Source organism: Embleya sp. NBC_00888 (assembly GCF_045207655.1).
In the GTDB taxonomy this organism is placed as follows: Bacteria; Actinomycetota; Actinomycetes; order Streptomycetales; family Streptomycetaceae; genus Embleya.
The window spans coordinates 5064849-5082677 of the sequence record NZ_CP108784.1 but is presented as its reverse complement, the minus strand read 5'-3'; the positions used below and the strand labels follow the sequence as shown (position 1 = coordinate 5082677).

The 17829-nt window shown below is 71.2% G+C and carries 17 protein-coding genes; 8 read left to right on the top strand and 9 right to left on the bottom strand.

Annotation, left to right across the window (positions count from 1 at the left end; translation table 11 throughout):
• The first annotated feature begins 10 nt into the window (after positions 1-10).
• Complete coding sequence (locus OG948_RS21675; protein ID WP_406298125.1) at positions 11-877, top strand: helix-turn-helix domain-containing protein; 867 nt, start codon at positions 11-13, stop codon at positions 875-877.
• A gap of 135 nt (positions 878-1012) precedes the next feature.
• Positions 1013-1201, top strand: a complete 189-nt coding sequence (locus OG948_RS21670; protein WP_406298124.1) for a DUF397 domain-containing protein — start codon at positions 1013-1015, stop codon at positions 1199-1201.
• Positions 1202-1322: 121 nt separating this feature from the next.
• On the opposite strand, the gene OG948_RS21665 is transcribed toward OG948_RS21670, so the two are convergent.
• The 3 genes from OG948_RS21665 to OG948_RS21655 form a co-directional block, all read right to left on the bottom strand.
• The gene (locus tag OG948_RS21665; RefSeq protein WP_406298123.1) at positions 1323-1829 is read right to left on the bottom strand and encodes a DinB family protein; all 507 of its coding nucleotides are present in this window, start codon (positions 1827-1829) and stop codon (positions 1323-1325) included.
• Between the two features lie 57 nt (positions 1830-1886).
• Entirely contained in the window at positions 1887-2015 is a 129-nt protein-coding gene (locus OG948_RS21660; RefSeq protein WP_406298122.1) for a hypothetical protein, read from the bottom strand.
• A gap of 284 nt (positions 2016-2299) precedes the next feature.
• Positions 2300-3052, bottom strand: coding sequence for a DUF4232 domain-containing protein (locus OG948_RS21655; RefSeq protein WP_406298121.1), 753 nt, complete (start codon positions 3050-3052; stop codon positions 2300-2302).
• Between the two features lie 1032 nt (positions 3053-4084).
• Here OG948_RS21655 and erm point away from each other — a divergent pair.
• Positions 4085-4921, top strand: a complete 837-nt coding sequence (gene erm, locus OG948_RS21650) for a 23S ribosomal RNA methyltransferase Erm (RefSeq protein WP_406298120.1) — start codon at positions 4085-4087, stop codon at positions 4919-4921.
• A 171-nt stretch (positions 4922-5092) separates the two neighbouring features.
• Here the strand turns inward: erm and OG948_RS21645 are convergent, their stop codons facing one another.
• A complete protein-coding gene (locus OG948_RS21645; RefSeq protein WP_406298119.1) occupies positions 5093-5626 on the bottom strand; it encodes a winged helix-turn-helix transcriptional regulator in 534 nt (177 codons plus the stop codon).
• A 156-nt stretch (positions 5627-5782) separates the two neighbouring features.
• On the opposite strand from OG948_RS21645, the gene OG948_RS21640 reads away from it, so the two are divergent.
• Both OG948_RS21640 and OG948_RS21635 read left to right on the top strand, forming a co-directional pair.
• Complete coding sequence (locus tag OG948_RS21640; protein ID WP_406298118.1) at positions 5783-6937, top strand: acetyl-CoA C-acetyltransferase; 1155 nt, start codon at positions 5783-5785, stop codon at positions 6935-6937.
• A 149-nt stretch (positions 6938-7086) separates the two neighbouring features.
• The gene (locus OG948_RS21635; protein ID WP_406298117.1) at positions 7087-7794 is read left to right on the top strand and encodes an SDR family oxidoreductase; all 708 of its coding nucleotides are present in this window, start codon (positions 7087-7089) and stop codon (positions 7792-7794) included.
• Between the two features lie 96 nt (positions 7795-7890).
• Here the strand turns inward: OG948_RS21635 and OG948_RS21630 are convergent, their stop codons facing one another.
• Positions 7891-9123: a PucR family transcriptional regulator gene (locus tag OG948_RS21630; RefSeq protein WP_406300310.1), complete on the bottom strand. Its 1233-nt coding sequence runs from the start codon at positions 9121-9123 to the stop codon at positions 7891-7893.
• Positions 9124-9303: 180 nt separating this feature from the next.
• On the opposite strand from OG948_RS21630, the gene OG948_RS21625 reads away from it, so the two are divergent.
• Positions 9304-10245 carry an SGNH/GDSL hydrolase family protein gene (locus OG948_RS21625; protein WP_406298116.1) on the top strand — a complete coding sequence of 314 codons (942 nt, stop codon included), beginning with the start codon at positions 9304-9306 and terminating at the stop codon, positions 10243-10245.
• 259 nt (positions 10246-10504) lie between these two features.
• Here the strand turns inward: OG948_RS21625 and OG948_RS21620 are convergent, their stop codons facing one another.
• From OG948_RS21620 to OG948_RS21610, 3 genes are all read right to left on the bottom strand, one after another.
• Positions 10505-12718, bottom strand: a complete 2214-nt coding sequence (locus OG948_RS21620) for a BTAD domain-containing putative transcriptional regulator (protein ID WP_406298115.1) — start codon at positions 12716-12718, stop codon at positions 10505-10507.
• A gap of 325 nt (positions 12719-13043) precedes the next feature.
• A complete protein-coding gene (locus tag OG948_RS21615) occupies positions 13044-14462 on the bottom strand; it encodes a hypothetical protein (protein ID WP_406298114.1) in 1419 nt (472 codons plus the stop codon).
• Positions 14459-14782: a PadR family transcriptional regulator gene (locus tag OG948_RS21610; RefSeq protein WP_161357719.1), complete on the bottom strand. Its 324-nt coding sequence runs from the start codon at positions 14780-14782 to the stop codon at positions 14459-14461. Before OG948_RS21610 ends, OG948_RS21615 begins: the two co-directional genes overlap by 4 nt.
• Before the next feature lie 243 nt (positions 14783-15025).
• On the opposite strand from OG948_RS21610, the gene OG948_RS21605 reads away from it, so the two are divergent.
• Entirely contained in the window at positions 15026-15538 is a 513-nt protein-coding gene (locus OG948_RS21605; protein WP_406298113.1) for a SigE family RNA polymerase sigma factor, read from the top strand.
• On the top strand, positions 15535-16698 hold the full coding sequence (locus OG948_RS21600) for a hypothetical protein (protein WP_406298112.1): 1164 nt from the start codon (positions 15535-15537) through the stop codon (positions 16696-16698). Before OG948_RS21605 ends, OG948_RS21600 begins: the two co-directional genes overlap by 4 nt.
• Before the next feature lie 60 nt (positions 16699-16758).
• Here OG948_RS21600 and add read toward each other — a convergent pair whose 3' ends face one another.
• Positions 16759-17787 carry an adenosine deaminase gene (add, locus tag OG948_RS21595; protein ID WP_406298111.1) on the bottom strand — a complete coding sequence of 343 codons (1029 nt, stop codon included), beginning with the start codon at positions 17785-17787 and terminating at the stop codon, positions 16759-16761.
• Positions 17788-17829: the final 42 nt, after the last annotated feature.

Below are 17829 nucleotides of genomic sequence, written 5' to 3'. Positions count from 1 at the left end.
TCGAGGAGACGTGTTGGCGGAGAACAGGCCGGAGCCGACAGTGGCCAGCGTTCAACTCGGTCGTCGCATGCGTAAGTACCGCGACGAGGCCGGGGTTTCCGCGAAGGCGGCGGCCGAAGCGATCGACGGTTCCACGCCCAAGATTTCGCGCTATGAAACCGGTCGCCAGTGGCCGCTCAAGCGCATCGAGATCGCCGAACTGCTTCGCTTGTATGAGCGAGGTCCTCATGAGGTCGAGGACACGCTCGCTCTGATGGAGAAGGCGAAGCTGCCGGATTGGTGGCAGGACGAGGCCGGCGTCGTCCCACAGGGCTTGGGCCAACTGTTCGCCGTCGAGACGGCGGCCGACGAGCTCAGAACCGTCAGCAACGGAATGCTGTTTGGCATGCTCCAGATCGAGGAGTACGCCCGAGAGATCATCAGTGTGCACACCACGGATCAGTCGCTGGTCGAGGGCCGCGTCCGACTGCGCTTGCGCCGCCAGGAATTGCTTCGGCGTGAGTCTCCGCCGAGTCTGCTGGCTCTCATCGACGAGAGCGCCCTACGCCGCGTCATCGGTAGCCATGCCATCATGCGAGACCAGATTTCACACCTGATCGACCTTGCCGTGCTGCCCAACATCACGATCAGAGTGGTCACGTTCGAGGCTGGTGCCCACAGAGGGCTGACCAATGCCTTCCTGTGGCTCAAGTTGCCACGCGAGACTGAGATGCCGGACGTCGTCTACACGGAAAACCTCAGCGGTAGCACGTACTTCACCAAGGAAGATCAGGTGGCGGGCTTCGCCGATGCCTTCGCTGCTATCGAGACGCTGTCTCTCGAGCCGGACGAGAGCGCGGAATTCCTGTGCAGTCTGCGGGAGTTCCACTCGAAGTAGGTCGATCTCGCGCCGTCTTCCAACGGCCGACGGTCGATCTGTGCAGCAACGCACGCAGGATCGATGGCCCCGCGTTTCCGCGAGTCACGCCCCGGTTCCATGATGGAGGAAAGCATGCCTAGCCTGGGAGGTCACATGTCACAGCCAAACACCACGCCAGCGTGGAGAACCTCGTCCTACAGCGACGGCGGCGGTTGTGTCGAAACCGCCCTCGACAGCCGTGGTGTCCTGGTCAGGGACAGCAAGGTGGTCTCGGGGCCCATCCACACGTACGACTATCGGGCGTGGACGATCTTCGCCGAAGCCATGAAGCTCTCCCGCTGACGCAGACCCGTCGGACAGGCGGCCGAACGAGTGTTGGCCCGCTGTTGGTCCGTGTCTCCGTCTTCCACGGCCCACCATCGCCTCGATCCGGCTCCGGCTCCGGCCGTGATCTCCGCCGTGTCTAGTCGCCGGTCGTGCCGTCGAGCATCTCGCGCAGGATGTCCAGGTGGCCGTTGTGGCGGGCCGTCTCCTCGGTGAGGTGCAGGAGGATCCAGCGCAGGTCGACGTGGAGACCGTCGCGGACGGCTCCCCTGGCCTGGGTGTCCAGGCTGTTCCCGGCGACCAGTTCGCGGTGGCGGGCGCTCTGTTCGGCGTATTCGTCGAGCAACTGCGCGAGCGGGAAGTCGACGGCGATACGCATCTCGCGGTCGGGGTCCTCATCGGTCCAGGGGCCCCGGTCCTCCTCGCCGAGGAAGACCACCCGGAACCAGTGGTACTCGACCCAGCGGAGGTGGTTGATCAATCCGCTCACGGTCATCAGCGGTGAGCCCGGCAGGAGCGCCTTGCGGGCGTTCTCCGCGGAGACGCCATCGCACTTGGCGCGGGCGGTGGCACGTGTGTAGTCGAGAAATGTGGTGAGCTGTGCGCGCTCGTCCCACGCGGGCGGCGTGTCGTCGATTCTGGTCATCGTGCCAAGCGTTCCCGATGACTGTGGCCGATGTCGAGGCACTTGTCCGGCGGGTAGCTACAGCAATCCAGCGTCGGTGAACTGCCCGGCATGATCCGCCGGACAGGCCCTGAGCACGTCGAGGTCACCAGCGCCGGAGAACACCTCGGCGGGGTCCGTCGACGCGGCCTCGTGTTCCTGGTTCATGTGCCGAGTGTCGGTCTCGGCTCCGTCGACCGCGCCCGTCGATTCCCGCGGGCGTTTCGGTCGATGCTCTCGGCGGACGGCGGGGTGCTCACGACGACGCATGGCGTCGGTGCGCATCAGGGCCGGGTCGTTGCACGCCGATCGATCATCCGTCGGCGCCGACACCGATGCCGGCCGCAGGCCGGCATGTGGGTGGCTGTGTTGATGGGTCTGTGGGCAGGGGCCCCACCGCTTGTGCGGTGGGGCGGGGCCCGGGGTGTGCGTCGGTGTTGCGGGTGTGTGGGTCAGCCGCCTTGGCCGGCGCCGCCGATGGGGCCGACGTTGACCGGGGAGCCGGCGCCGTCGATGACCGGCAGGGTGGGGGTGCCGGGCCAGCTGAGGGTGATGGTCTTGGTCTCTCCGGGCGGGGTGACCTGCAGGCCCGTGATCTTGACGCCGTAGTCGCCGGTGGCGCCGCTGGGGTAGGTGACGCCGAAGGACACGGACTTGTCGCTCTTGAGGACGAACGGGTCGGCCGGGGCGCCGACGCGCTTGGCGGACAGGGGCCCCTTGGCGGTCTGGAGGTCGACGCCCGCGAATCCGGACATCGTGCAGTTGTGGCCGATGTTCTTGAACGTCACCATGACGGTGAGTTCGTCGTCGCCGCCGATGGTGGCGTCCTGCGCGGTGGCCCTGAGGTCGTCGGTGCGGCACTTGCCGATCGAGCTGTCGTCGTTCCCGGCCCCGCCGGTGGTGCCGGTGGTGCCCTGCCCGCCGGAGGTCTTCCCGGCTGAGTCCTTCCCGGTCGAGGTCTTGCCGCCACCCTGATTGCCGCCCTGATTGCTGAGCTGATTGGTGACCTGGTTGGCCTCGGCGCCCTGGTTGCCGCCCGTGGTCGATGAGCCGGACGGCGCGACCGCCTGGCCGGCGACAGGGGCGGGCGCAGCACCCTTCGCAGCACCCGAGTTCGAGTCCGTGCCCTGGCACGCCGTCATCAGCATGGCGCCGCCGAGGAGGGCTGCGGAGACGAGAATGGACTTGCGGCGGTTGCCGGACATGTAAATACCCCTTGGTATCCCGTAGTTGAGGCCGAGACGATCTCGGCTTCTCGGTGTCTGCGTGATCACTATGAAGCGCCCGCGGACGCCGGGGATATGGGAGTCGTCGTCCCACGACACCGCTGTCGCAGACCGGTGACATGGTCACAGGACGCAATATCAGCCCCTTCAGCCCCGTTCGTCACCCCGACAACGGCACACCCGCCCCGGCGACAACCGCCACTGCTCGACCGATGTACGAAACCCTGGAAGTCCCGCCGTTCCGCGGTGCCGTCGCCGTTCCCACCGGTCCCCACACGCCACGCTGCCGGTGTCTTCGTCGCCGGCTCGGTCGGGTTCGTACGCATCGGCCGGCACACCCCGGCGCCTACGCATGCGCGTAACGAACCGTGACAATCGCAGGCTTGCTCCGGAGGCACCTCGGGCGAGCAGGGACCCCTCCCCCACCCAGCCCGCCGCTCAAGCGCGCACGCCGCGCCGGCGTGCCGGCGAATTGCCTTGTCGTAGTGGTGGTCGACAACGATGCCGGGACCATGCCAGGGCAGGGGAAGGGGAAGGCGGAAGCAACGGGCGCAGGAGCGGCGTCGGCGGGACGCTGCCCGCTTCGCGCCCGGCGCGGGGCACTGGGAGGTGACCTTCGCGTCCGGAGAGCCTTCACAGGCAGGGGCTTGTCTCCGGCACCCGCATGCCGAGGACTAGCAGCTCGATGCGTCGACCATCAGGATCGACATCTTCTGCGGACGGTTGATGCGGCCGACCACCTACCAGTTGCGCCGATTCGTACCAAGCCCCACCTCCGATCCCACCGAGGCTCCGCCCGCCTCCCTGACCCCCGGCCGGGAAATGGGTTCGAGGACAGCGCGGGTGTCGGGCTATGGTCGGAGCATGTTCGCTTCCGCCTTCACGAGGACTCGCCGCTTCTAGCGGCGGGCCGAGGGTCTCTTCTCTCCCAGTTCCGCCGCACTTCGGGTCCATTCGCCGGTGCGGCCCTTCGTGCTGCCCGGCTCCGAACTGCCTTCGCGGAGTCCCCTCGTGCCTTATCCCACTCATGGTGGACGTCATGAGCTTGGTCAGAACTTCCTTGTCGATCGTGCGGTGATCGCACTCTTCGAGGACCTGGTCGCCCGTACGTCCGGGCCGATCGTCGAGATCGGGCCCGGCGACGGCGCCATCACGTTGCCGCTCGCTCGGACCGGGCGGCCGATCACGGCGGTCGAGCTCGACCCGAAGCGCGCCCGGCGGCTGGCTCGTAGGGTGCCCGGACACGTCGAGGTCGTGGCCGCCGATGTACTGCGGTTCCGGTTTCCGCACGAGCCGCACACCGTGGTGGGAAATCTGCCGTTTCATCTGACCACCCCGGTGTTGCGACGACTGTTGGAAACCGAGCACTGGCGGAGCGCGGTGTTGTTGGTGCAGTGGGAGGTGGCCCGGCGGCGGGCGGGCGTGGGCGGGGCGACGATGCTGACGGCGGCCTGGTGGCCGTGGTTCGAGTTCGGGCTGCACGCGCGCGTGCCGGCTCGGGCGTTCCGGCCGATGCCGTCGGTGGACGGCGGGCTGCTCACGATGACGCGCCGGGATATCCCACTGGTCGAGGAACGACCGGGCCCGTACCAGGAGTTGGTGCGCGAGGTGTTCACCGGACCGGGCCGCGGCCTGCGCGAGGTCCTCGCCCGGACGGGGCGGTTCGCGGGTACCGCGCTGCGCGGCTGGTTCCGGGACGAGCGGCTCCCGCCGTTCGCACTGCCGAAGGATCTGACGGCGCATCAATGGGCCGCGCTGTGGCACATCGCCGATGCGCGGGGCCCCGGGGCCAATGGGAGGGTGCGACCCGGCCGCCCGGCTTCCGGGCGAGTCCGATCACGACGGTGAGGTAGCGAAGGACGTACGCTCCCGCCCGCGCGCCCGGCATCCGCCGATCCACGGATCGACGGATGCCGCGGTCGGGACCACGCCCGCGGCCGCGAGGCGGTGGCACCGTTCGCCGCGCCCACGAGGACGCCCGCCGACCCACCCGTCACCCGCCCCCGCCGGGTCGACCCCTCATCCCACCGGCCCCGCCCGGTCCCACCCCTTCGCGTGGACGTGGATCTGCACGCTGCCCGGCTCGACCTCCCGGCCACAGCCCCGGCACATCACCGCGACGTCCAGTTCGTGGTCGCCGTGCCCGAACACCACCGGCGGCTCCTCGGTCAGCCAGCGGTCGCCCCAGGAGGCCAGGGTCTGCAACACGGGCGCGAGGTCGCGGCCCTGGTCGGTCAGGTGGTACTCGAAGCGCGGCGGACGCTCCTGGTAGCGGCGGCGCTCCAGAATCCCGGCCGCCTCCAGCGCGCGCAGCCTGGTGGTGAGGATGTCGCGCGGCGCGCCGGTGTTGCGCGCGATCGCGTCGAAGCGGTGATTGCCGAAGCTCAGCTCGCGGATGGCGAGCAGCGCCCACTTCTCGCCCACCACCGACAGCGTGGCCGCGACCGAACACGGCCGCCCGACCGGCCCGCGTCCGGACCGGGTCGGGGCTTTGGAGCCGCCGGCGGACGCCGTCGAGTCGTCGGCGGACGAACCGTTCGAGGAACCACTCATGACGATCACATCGACAAGGTTGCCATCTCCAACCCACTCGCGCTACGTTGACGGAGAAGCGAGTTGGATTTTCCAACCCTCTGGCCTCGGGCGGATCGCCACAGCGCGCGGACGCCGCCAGGCCCGATCGCACGCCCTGTCGAAAGGCGGCCGCTCATGAGCAACGAGGCGTACATCGTCGACGCCATCCGAACCCCGGTCGGCAAGCGCAACGGAGGTCTCGCCAAGGTCCACCCCGCCGACCTCGGCGCGCACATCCTGCGCAGTCTGATCGACGGCACCGGCCTCGATCCCGCCGCCGTGGACGACGTGATCTTCGGCTGCCTCGACGTGATCGGCCCGCAGGCCGGCAACATCGCCCGCACCTCCTGGCTGTCCGCCGGTCTCCCGACGAGCGTCCCGGGCACCACCATCGACCGCCAGTGCGGCTCCTCCCAGCAGGCCGTGCACTTCGCCGCGCAGGCCGTACTCAGCGGCACCGCCGACGTCGTGGTCGCCGGCGGCGTACAGAACATGAGCGCCGTACCGATCTCCGCGTCGCTGCGCGCCGGACGGGAGTTCGGCTTCGAGACCCCGTACGACGGCGCGCAGGGCTGGCGGGACCGGTTCGGCGACCAGGAGATCACCCAGTTCCGCGCGGCCGAACTGATCGCCGAGCGCTGGGGCCTGACCCGGGAGGAGATGGAGGCGTTCGCGATCACGTCGCACGAACGCGCGCTGCGCGCCCAGCGCGAGGGTCGCTTCGCCAACGAGATCGTGCCGTACGGCGAGGTCACCCGGGACGAGGGCCCGCGCGAGCCGGACCCGGCCAAGATCCGCTCGCTGCCCACCCTGCGCCCCGGCGGCCGGATCACCGCGGCGCTCGCGAGCCAGGTCTCCGACGGCGCCTCGGCCGCCCTCGTGGTCTCCGAACGCGCCCTGCGTGTACACGGATTGCGCCCGCGCGCCCGGATCCACCACCTCACCGTGCTCGGCGACGACCCGGTGATGATGTTGACCGGACCGATCCCGGCGACCGCCCGGGCGTTGGAACGCACCGGCCTGTCCCTGGACGACATCGACCTGGTCGAGATCAACGAGGCGTTCGCGTCCGTGGTCCTCGCCTGGCAGCGCGCGACCGGCGCGGACCCGGAGCGGGTCAACGTCAACGGCGGTGCGATCGCACTCGGCCACCCCCTGGGCGCGAGCGGCACCAAACTGCTGGCCACGCTGCTCAACGAACTCGAACGCAGCAACGGCCGCTACGGCCTGCAGACCATGTGCGAAGGCGGCGGCATGGCCAACGTCACCATCATCGAGCGCCTCGCCTGACCCACCCGTCCGCCCACCTCGACCAACGACCCGCAGCCCGGCCACCCGGCCACCCGGCCACCCGGCCACCCGGCCACCCGGCCACCCGGCAGGCAACCCGCCGCCCCGTACCGCGGTTCCACCCTCCCGATCCCGAAAGAAGCACCCGCATGAAGATCGCAGGTTCGGTAGCCCTCGTCACCGGGGCCAACCGCGGCCTCGGCCGCGCCTTCACCCGCGCCCTGGTCGAACGCGGAGCGCGCACCGTATACGCCGGCGCCCGCGACCCGGGCACCGTCACCGACCCCGGGGTCATGCCGATCGAGCTGGACATCACCGATCCCGACCAGGTGGCCGAGGTCGCCCGCCGACTCGACGACGTCGACCTGCTCGTCAACAACGCGGGCGTCTCCCGCGCCGCCTCGTTCCTGACCGCGGAGAGCCTGGACCCGGCCCGCGCGGAGATCGAGACCAACTACTTCGGCACCCTCTCGCTGAGCCGCGCGTTCGCCCCCGTCCTGGCCCGCAACGGCGGCGGCGCGCTGGTCAACATGCTCTCCGTGTTGTCCTTCATGACCATCCCCCGAGTCGGCTCGTACAGCGCCTCCAAGGCCGCCGCCTGGTCGCTGACCAACGCGCTGCGTCTCGAACTCGCCGCCCAGGGCACCCTGGTGATCGGCGTGCACGCGGGCTTCATCGACACCGACATGGCGGCGGGCGTACAACTGCCCAAGATCGCCCCGGCCGACGTCGCCGCGCAGACCTTCGACGCGGTCGAGGCCGAGCTGTACGAGGTCCTCGTCGACCACTACAGCCGCGACGCCAAGGCCGCCCTGTCCGCCGACCCCGAAGTGCTGTACCCGGCCCTTCGCCGCTGACCCGAAGGTGCTGAACCGGCCCCTCGCCGCCGATTCGGAGATGCCGGACCGGCCCCTCGCCGCCGACCCGTCCGCACAGCACGAAAACCGGCCGCCTCAGGCGCCCCCGAGTCCCCCGCCCACTCCGTCCGTGCGCAGTGTGCGCCGGGCCACCAGCGCAGCGTTCAGGCGATGCAGGTCGTCGGCGCGGCCCGGGGACAGCCCGGTGAGCCCGGTCACCCGGCGGATGCGGTAGTCCACGGTGTTCGGGTGCAGGTGCAGCGTCGCGGCGGTGGCTCGGCGGTCGCGGCCGTGGGTCAGGTAGGTCTCCAGCGTCAGCAGCAGTTCGGGCCTGCGGTCGAGCGGCGCGAGCAGGCCGGCCAGACCGGGCAACGCGGCGCTCGGTCGGCTGAGTTGGTAGTCCAGCAGCACGTCGGCGAGCAGGTACAGGCCGGGGCCGCGGCCACTGCCGCGGACCAGGCGCAGCACCTCGGCGTTGCGGTCCACCGCGTCCGGGATCCCGGTCGGCTCGGTGAGCGCGGCCGACGCGGTGATCGCGGTGTCGGCCGCGTGCGCCGCGTGTGCGATCAGGGCGCGTACCTCGGGCCAGCCCGGCGCGGCGTCCACCGGCAGCAGCACCGTCCCTCCGCGCGGGTCGAGCGCGGCCAGCGCGGGCGCGCCGGTGAATCCGTCCAGGGCCTGCCGAATCCGGCGCAGCTTGCGCCGCGCGGCGATGACGGCACACGGGCCGGGCCGGGCCTCGTCCGGGTGCGCGGCCAGCGCCAGCGTCAGCACCAGGTACCGGGCCGCCGGGCGCACCCCCGTCCGCCCGGCGACCGCGTCCGCCGATTCGCCCGCCAACAGCGCCGCGAACAGCTCGTGCCGGCCGCTCTGTTCCGGGCCGGCCGCCAGTCGACAGGCCTCCAGATAGGCCGAGCTGACCGCCGTGACGATGGCCCGCTGGAGCCCGAGCAGGTCGGCGAACAGGGCTAGGACGTCCGCGAGTTCCTCCGGGCGGGCCTGACCGGTGGTCTCCCGCCAGCACATCTCCACGCCGATCTGATAGGCGGTCAGAATCGCGTCGAGCGGTACGCCCTCCTCCGCCCGCTGGGCCGCCGAGGCGCGCTGCGGCGCGAGGTCGGCGTCGCAGGCGGTGAGCCGGCCCTCCACGACGTCGGCGAACAGGCGCACGGTGTGCTGCACGATCTCGGCGATGTCCCCGGCCAGTTCCTCGGCCGGCAGCGCCGCGTACGCGGGCAGCTCGGCGGGCAGCCCGTCCAGCACCTCCCTGGTCAACCGCGGCGCACCGGCCCGCAGTCGGGCCGCCACGGGACGCCCGCCGATCCGCAGCGGGCCGCGCCGCGATCGTTCGGCGGGCGGGCGCTCGCGGGTGGTGGGCGCCCGATCACCCGGCGGGTTGTCACGTGTCACAGGGACCTCCCGGAAAGTCTGTGTTACTCACCAGTTAAGCCGCTGTGTCCGAGTCTGCATGATGACGCGTGGGACATTCCACGACCGGCGGGAGTCGTCATGAACTCTGCGGCACGCATGAGGAGTCGGCTACACAACAGTCCACGGAATCCACCTGGCCGGCTGCGCCGGTTCGGGCGCGGGACGGCGGCGGCGATCGCGGCGGGCGCACTGGCACTGGCCGGTCTGGTCGCCGCGACCGGGCCGGCGGGCGCGGCGGATCATCAGGTCTACGTCGCGCTCGGCGACTCGATGGCCTCGGGTCCGCTGATCCCGGACATCACCGGGCCGCTCGCGTGCGGCCGGTCCACCAACAACTACGCACACGTGCTCGCCGCGCGCCTGAACGTCGCCGAACTGCGCGACGTGACCTGTAGCGGTGCGGACAGCAACGACATGACCTCGCCGCAACACCTGTCCCTCGGCGGCATCGACATGGGCGAGGCACCGCCGCAGTTCGACGCGCTGAGTGCGGACACCACGCTGGTCACCCTCACCATCGGCGGCAACGACGTCGGCCTGGTCGGCGTGGCGCAGGGCTGCGCGACGCTCAACCCGTTCGCGACCCCGTGCAAGGACAAGTGGACGGCCGGCGGCGTCGACCAGATCGCGCAGCGCATCGACGCGTTCGCGCCCAAGCTCGGCGCGGTGCTCGCCGGGATCCACCAACGCGCGCCCCAGGCACGGGTCGTGGTCACCGGATACGGCCTGTACATCAAGCCCGGCGGCTGCTGGCCGTACCAGCCGGTCCTCGGCGTCGACGCGGACTACCTCCAGGGCAGCGTGAACCGGCTCAACACGGCCATCGCCACCCAGGCCGCGGGCCACGGCGCCACCTACGTGGACGTGGCCGGCCCGAGCACCGGGCACGACGCCTGCCAGGCCCCCTCGGCCAAATGGGTCGAGGGCTACGTCCCCACCGACCTCGCGGCCCCGCTGCATCCCAACCGCCGAGGCGAAGCCAACTACGCCGCCATCATCGCCCCGCACATCCCGGCCTAGCCTCGACCCCGACGCACCCCGCACCGCGCCGGCACGGCGCGGTGCGGGGTGCGTCGCGGCGTGGGCAAGGCTTCCGGAAGGGCTCCGCCGATGGCAGCGACGCGCGCCGAACGGGTGTCGTTCCCGGCCGGATCGGAGCAGGCCGTCCCGTCCGGTCGGAGCGTTCGGCCCGAAGCGGTCGATCCGGAGCCGTCGACCCCCAGCGGTGGGCCCGGCCCGTACCGGCCCGGCCCGCACCACCGCGGCCCCACCCATGCCGCTACCCCTGGCTGTGGTCCCCCGACTGGGCAAGCGAGCGCTCGACTCCCGCCTCCATCTCCTTGCGGGCCGCGTCGTCCGCGGCCCCCGACCGCTCGAAGGCCGTCAGCGCGCCCCGCCACAACTGCGCGGCCTCGCGATACGCGAAGTGGATCTCCGCGTCGAGCGCCGCCAAGCGCGCGAAGTGCGTTGCCTTCGCCGCCGTCGCCCGCGACGCCGAGGCCAGGTAGTGATGCGCCAGTGCCGCCACGTCCCGAGGCCGCACGGCCTCGATCGCCTCGGCCGTGCGCGCGTGCATCCGGGCCCGGCGAAGCTGGGACAGGTCCTCGTACAGCGTGTCCCGCACCAGCGCGTGGGTGAACCGCAACTGGCCCGCGTCCGGCTCGACGAGCAGCCCGGTCAGCAGCGCCGACTCGACCGCGTCCAGCACGGTGTCCTCGTCCGCGTTGCCCTGCGCCAACAGCACGTCCACGTCGATGTCCCGGCCGAGTACGCAGGCCTGCTTGAGCACCTCCTGCGCGGCCTTCGGCAGCCCCGCGACATGCCGCCGGATCACGTCCCGCACTCCGACCGGGACCTCGGACACCGCCGCGTGCGCGCCCTCGGCAGCGAGCACCCGGGCGGTCTCCAGGACGTAGAACGGGTTGCCCGCCGTGCGGTCCACGATCGCCCGTACGGTGTCCTCGTCGATCGCCGCCGAGACCGCGCCGCGCACCAGGTCGGCGACCGCCTCCGGGGCCAGGCCGGTGAGTTCGATGCGTTCCGGACCGCATCGTGCCAGCCGGGCGAGCGCGTCGGCGAGCAGGTCCCCGACCTCGTTGTGCCGGTAGGTGACCACGAGCAACACCCGCCCGGCCGCGTCCCGGTCGGTGGCCAGGTGACACAACAGTGCCAATGTCTCCTCGTCCGCGCGGTGCACGTCGTCCAGCACCAGCAGCCACGGCGTCTCGGCGGTGGCCCGCGCCAGGTAGCCCACCACCGCCTGATGCAGCATCAACTTCGCCGCGGCCTGATCGCCGACCGGGACGAACGAGTCGGCCAGCAAGGGTGCGAGCACCCGCGCGGTCTCCTCGTCCGGCGGACTCACCGCGGCGAGCGTGCGCAACATCTGGGTCCACGGCCACCCGGCCGGCGCGCCACCGGACTCGGGGCAGCGCCCCCACGCGGCCCGCCAGCCCTCGGCGGCCAGCAACTCCCGTACGTGCTCGGTCAACGCGGTCTTGCCCTCGCCCGGATCGCCGCTGACCAGGGCGACCGAGAGCCGCCCGTCGGCCCGCTTCGCCGCGGCCAGCAGGGTCGCGGTCTCCACCGTCCGGCCGATCAGGGTGGTCGTCCGCGGCACGAATCCGTCCTCCGTCGCCTCGTCGGCGGCCTGCGCCGTGTTCGGAACCTCACGCGGCGCGGCGGCCCCGGTCGCCGGCCCCGCCGAGGTCGACACCGCTGCCGGGGCGTCCAACTCGGCGGCGTGCGCCAGGATGTCCGCCTCCAGCCGCTGCAACCGCGCCCCCGGCTCGACGCCCAACTCCTCGCGCAGCGCGGTGCGTACCCGGCGCAGCACGGCCAACGCATCGCCCTGACGGGCGCATCGGTACATCGCCAGCGCGAGCAATCGCCAACTCTCCTCGCGTAGTGGGTGGGCCGCCGCGTGCGCCTCCAACCCCGGCACGATCCCGGACGCCTGCCCGATCGCGAGCCCCGCCTCGGCCCGGCGCTCGACCGCGACCAACCGCAGTTCCTCCAGCCGGGCCGCCTCGGGCCGGGCCCACGGCTCGTCCGCGAACTGCGCGTACGCGGGCCCACGCCACAGGTCCAGCGCCGCGGTCAACTCACGCAGCGCCTCCTCGGCGGCACCGGCCGCCAACAGGCCGCCGGCCCGGTGCACCAGGGCCTCGAAGCGCCACGCGTCGACCTCGTCCGTGCCGACCCGGAACGCGTATCCGGGCGGCGCGGTCACCAGTACGGTCGAGGGCGTGCGCGGCGCGCGATCGGGTTCGAGCGCACGGCGCAGGTGCGACACGAAGGTCTGTACGGAGCCGAGCGCGCGATGCGGCGACTCGCCGTGCCACAGATCCTCGATCAACCGGTCGACCGGTACGACGTGCCCCCGCGCCAGGACGAGCCGAGCGAGAACGGCCCGATGGCGCGGGCCGCGCAGGTCGGCCGGCCGGTCACCGTCCCACGCTTCGAGCGCTCCCAGAACACGAAACGTCAGCATGGATAAGAGACCTTACTGATGCGTCACGAGCGGCCGAGCGGCGGCCGGGGCTGAAGTCGTCCGGCCGTTGTCCCACGCCGCGTTCAACGCTCACTCGACGTCCGTTGAACACCCTTGCCGCCGTCCTGCCGCGCACTGGCCATCGACCGGACGCGGTCGCGCCCGACGTCGATTCGCCCCGCGCGGGCGCCGGGCCGAGGACGCCGGCCCGGCCCGGGTGTAACGGCTGCCGGCCGTGCCTCACCCGGCCGGCAGCCGGTAGACCCGGGACCGGCGGTCCCCGAGCGCCGGTCCCGGGACCCGAGTCGGGGCCCGGTCCCGAGTCTCAACTCCCGCTCTCCGCAGGAGCTGTCGCCGACTCCCCGGTCTTGGGACCCGTCTGCGAGGCGGGCGGAGCCGAGTTCGGCGACACCGGCGGGGTGGTCGGGCTCGTGGGGCTCGCCGGCGGGTTCGCCGGGTTCACCGCGCCCGACGCACCGGCCGAGGGTGGCGTCGACGGGACGGCCTGCGGCAGTTGCCCACCGCCCTGCGGAACCTGCGCACCGGACTGCGGCACCGCGCCCGGGTTCGGATCCGCCGAAGGCTGCCCGCCCGGTCGGACCGGGATCGCAATCGTGAAGGGCGCGGTGCCCTCCTCGACGCGGCACCTTCCTGTCGCCGAGTCGCCGACGACCCGAGGCTGCGGGAACGGCAGGCTGTCCCGGTTGGGCACCACGGACTGGTTCGAGGGCCCGCAGTAGCGTTCGTACTCGTCGCCGACGATGCCGAGTTGCTTGCCGTTGTGGTCGAAGAGCAGGACGTCCTTGAGTGGACGCCCCTGGGCGTCGAAGGGATAGATGTTCTTCAGCGGTCCCCCGTCCGCCTTGGTCAGCAGGGCGCCGCCGTCCAGCGGGTGACCGTCCACGGGCGAGTAGTATTTCGACCGTGGCGGGACGTTGTTGTGCACGTACTCGGTCCTGCTCTCCGGTGTCAACTGTCCCGCGGCGAGCATCCCGATCCCTGCTCCGATCACGAGCGCGTTGATCGGCACCGCCGCCCACAACAGCCGACGGTCGTGCGCCGCACGCGGCCCCAACCACAACGACCCGGCCAGGGCCAGGACACCGGCCGCCACCGGCCACCACACACCGCCCGCGAGGACCCACACGAGCACGGCCACGATCAGCGCCCGGGTGACCCACCACGCGCTTTGCAGACCGATCAGAAACCGTACGGGTTCCGCCCATCGGCCCGTGCGCAAGGACTCCCCGAGAGTCCTCGCACGTCGGGTGATCGACAGCGCGGCGATCTCGGGCAGTCCCGGCGCGCGACCACGCAGCCACAACGCGTTCAGCGCCTCGACAACCAGGCCCAGCAGGCACGGAAGAATCCACCACCGCTCCTGCCCGTGCTCGGCGGCACCGATCCCGATGCCGGTCACGAACGCCGCTCCGAGCGCCACGAACAGTCCCAGGCAAAGGAGTTCGAGCTTGCCGATGCGGGACAGGGGCCCCGACCCGGTCGGCGTCAGCGGCGGATACCCGGCTGCCGCCCGCAGTTCGGCCGCGTACTCGTGCGGGGTGCCCAGCCGAGCACGCAGCGACTCGGAGGTGACCACTTCGTCGAGTTCGGCGAGCACCTCGCTCAGGTTCACCTCGACGTCGTCCAGGATCTCCTCCGCCTCGGCGACCGGCAGGTCGGCCAGGATGCGGGCGACCTCGAGGCGGTAGTCCGCCGCGACGGGGTGCAGTGCGGTGTCCTTCATCGGGTCTCCCCCACCAGTTCCGACATCGTCCGGGCGAACGAGTTCCACGTGTCGGTGGACTCCCGGAACCGCAGCCGGCCCGGCTCGTTCAGCGCGTAGTACTTGCGGTTCGGGCCTTCGTCGCTCGCCACCACATAGGACGTGAGGAGTCCGGCGTTGTACAGCCGACGCAGCGTGCCGTAGACCGAGGCGTCGCCGACGTCGTCGAGACCGGCCTTGCGCAGTCTGCGCAGTACGTCGTAGCCGTAGCCGTCCTCCTCGCGCAGCACGGCGAGTACCGCCAGGTCCAGCACTCCCTTGAGCAACTGACTCGGATCCATGACACCTCCAGCTCTTGTGCGTTGCACGGTACCACGCAATGCACAGTAGTACGGAGAATGTTGTTCCGGGATGTTCCGGACCGGTCGCCGATGCCGTGCGCGTCGCGCGTGGCAGTCGCGCGGCGGTCGCGCGTGGCCGAGCACGGGTGCCAATCGCGCGTCCGGCACAGCAGATCGCCCGGTGGTCGCGTTTGTATCGGTAGAGGCCGTCCACCGGGGATCGCCGGCGAGGAGACGACCAGGATGCGGTTCGAGGACTTCGCGGCGGCGAGGCTGCCGGGGTTGCTGCGCTACGCCGCGCTCCTGTGCGGCGATCGGGAGTTGGCGCGCGACTTGGTCCAGGACGCGCTGGCCAAGGCCCTGGTGCGGTGGAAACGCATCGGCGGCATGGATCGGCCGGACGCTTACCTGCGCACCATGGTCACCAACGAATTCCTCTCGTTGCGCAGGCGCAAGGCGGTGCGGACCGTCGCCTTGGAGCACGCGGCCATGGACGGACTCGGTGGGCCGAGCGTGCCGGATCACGCCGCCGACGCCGGGCTCGCGGACGACCTGTGGCACCGACTGGGCGAGTTGCCGCGTCAGCAGCGAGCCGTGCTGGTGCTGCGCTACTACGAGGACCTGACCGACGACGAGATCGCCGAGACGCTGAACTGCCGGCCCGGCACCGTCCGCGGCTACGCCTCCCGTGCCCTCGCCACCTTGCGCGTGGACCTGACCAGGACCCCCGAACCCGTCCAGGGAGAAGCGACATGACCGATATCCGGGATCTACGGCAGACCCTCGCCCGCCACGACGACCTCGCGCCACCCCCCGACGGGATGGTGGAGCAGGCCTACGCCGGTGCCCGCCGGATCCGCCGCCGCCGACTGACCGTCGCCGGCGTCGGGGTGGCCGCGGTGGTCGCGATCGGCGCGATCACCCCCGCGGTGGTGTCCCCGTTTCGCGACGACCGCCCGGAGCACGCGACGGCACCCACCCCGCCGGTGCCGAAGCCCGCGCCACTCTCCAACGCGCCGGCCCTGACCCTCGACGTGGACCGGGCCAACGGCTTCTACCCGCTGCAACAGGGGTTCGCCGGGCCTCGGGCCCTGGCGAGCATCCGGTCGCACAACACGGCCGTGACGGGCTGGGGCGGCAACATCGCCGCCTACCCGGCGGCCGACGTCGACATGGCCGCGATCGAGGCCGGCACCCCGATCCGGGTACAGGGGAAACCCGCCCGGTACGTCCCGGACTACCTGCTCAGCCGGGCCGAGGACGAGGAAATCGCGGTCAAACGACAAGACATCCCCACCATCGGCCCCGGCAAAGCCGTCCTCCCGACCCCGCACGACGTGCGAAGTCCCGTGATCGCGTGGCCGGACGCATCCGGTCGATGGGTGATCGTCTCCGGGGCGCAGAACCGCGCCGAACTGGACCTGCTCGCCGAAGCGGTACGCGTCGTGCCGACCGGAGTCACCGCGCCCTACCGGATCGGATTCGTACCCCCCGGCCTGCGGTTCGACTACGGCGGCTCGGCCACCTCCATGCCATCGGAGGCGAACTCGGTCCTCGTCTTCGTCGACGCCGGCCGGCCGGCCATGAAGCGGACCGATTTGTTGGGTCTGACGGAGAGGGGGTCCCTGCGGATGCAACTCACCGCCTCCGACAACGGCCACCTGGGTCGGGTACGCCAGAGTGGCCCGCCGACCGTGCTCGGGAGCCGCGACACCTGGTACTTCACCGCGCCCGCCGTCGGATACTCACCGACCCCCGGGGGTGCCCTGATGGTGGTCGACGTCGGTGGACACGAACTGCTGATCCTGGTCGAGAGCAACACCCTGGTGCCCTACCCGGCACTCGCACGGATGGTCGAGAGCCTCGACTTCAAGAACGTCGCGGACCCGGGCACCTGGGTCGCGCCGCTCCCTTAGCCCGTACGGTCCGGCAGTCGAACTCCCGTGCGCACACGGGAGTTCGACCCGTGCGACGGCTCAGCTCGCGGTGTTCGCCAGATAGGCGTCCAACTCCGCCACGTACCCGTCCCGCACATCCTCCGGCAACCACGAGATCGCGAACGCGTTGTACTCGAACCGTGCCACCTCGGCCCGGCTCAGCCCCAGGTCGGCCTGGGCGCGCTCGAGGTTCTCCAGGACGTACGCGTCCATGTAGGCGGGGTCGTCCGAGTTGATCGTGACCAGGATGCCCTCGTCCAGCATCCGCCGGATCTCCGCGCCCTTGATGCCGTCCACCACGAAGGAGTTCGAGACCGGGCACACGGTCAGCCCGAGCCCGCGCTCCTTGATCGCCGCGACCAGCTTCGGGTCCTCCAGCGCGTTCGAGCCGTGGTCGATCCGGTCCACGCCGATGTCCTCGATCGCCTGCCGGATGTGCTCGACGCTGTTCTCCTGGTCGACGTCGCAGTGCATGGTCAACCGGTAGCCCTCGGCCCGCGCCCGCGCGTACACGGCGGCGAACTTGGCCGGCGGATTGCCGCGCTCGTCCGAGTCGAGCCCGATCCCCACGATCCATTCCCGGTACGCCAGCGACTGCACCAGGGTGGCCATCGCGTACTCGGCCTGGAAGTCGCGCAGGAAGCACATGATCAACTGGGCCCGGATGCCCAGCTCGCGCCGGGCGTCGCCGATCGCCCGGGTCAGCCCGCGCACCACCACGTCGAACGGCACCCCGCGACCGGTGTGCGCCTGCGGGTCGAAGAACATCTCCACGTACCGCACGTTCTGCGCGGCGGCCTTGCGCAGGTACGCCATCGCGAGGTCGTAGAAGTCCGGCTCGTGCACCAGGACCCGCATGCCCTCGTAGTACACGGTGAGGAACGACGCGAGGCTGTCGAACCGATACGAGGCGCGCATCTCCTCGACCGAGGAGTACGGCAGCTCGATCCCGTTGCGCTCGGCCAGCGTGAACTTCAGCTCGGGCTCCAGCGTGCCCTCGATGTGCAGATGCAGCTCGCACTTGGGCAGTCCGGCGATGAAGTCGCGCATGTCACGGGCGTCTTGCATGGGAGCAGTCCTCCGGAGTCGTAGTGATGGTGCGCCGCCGAG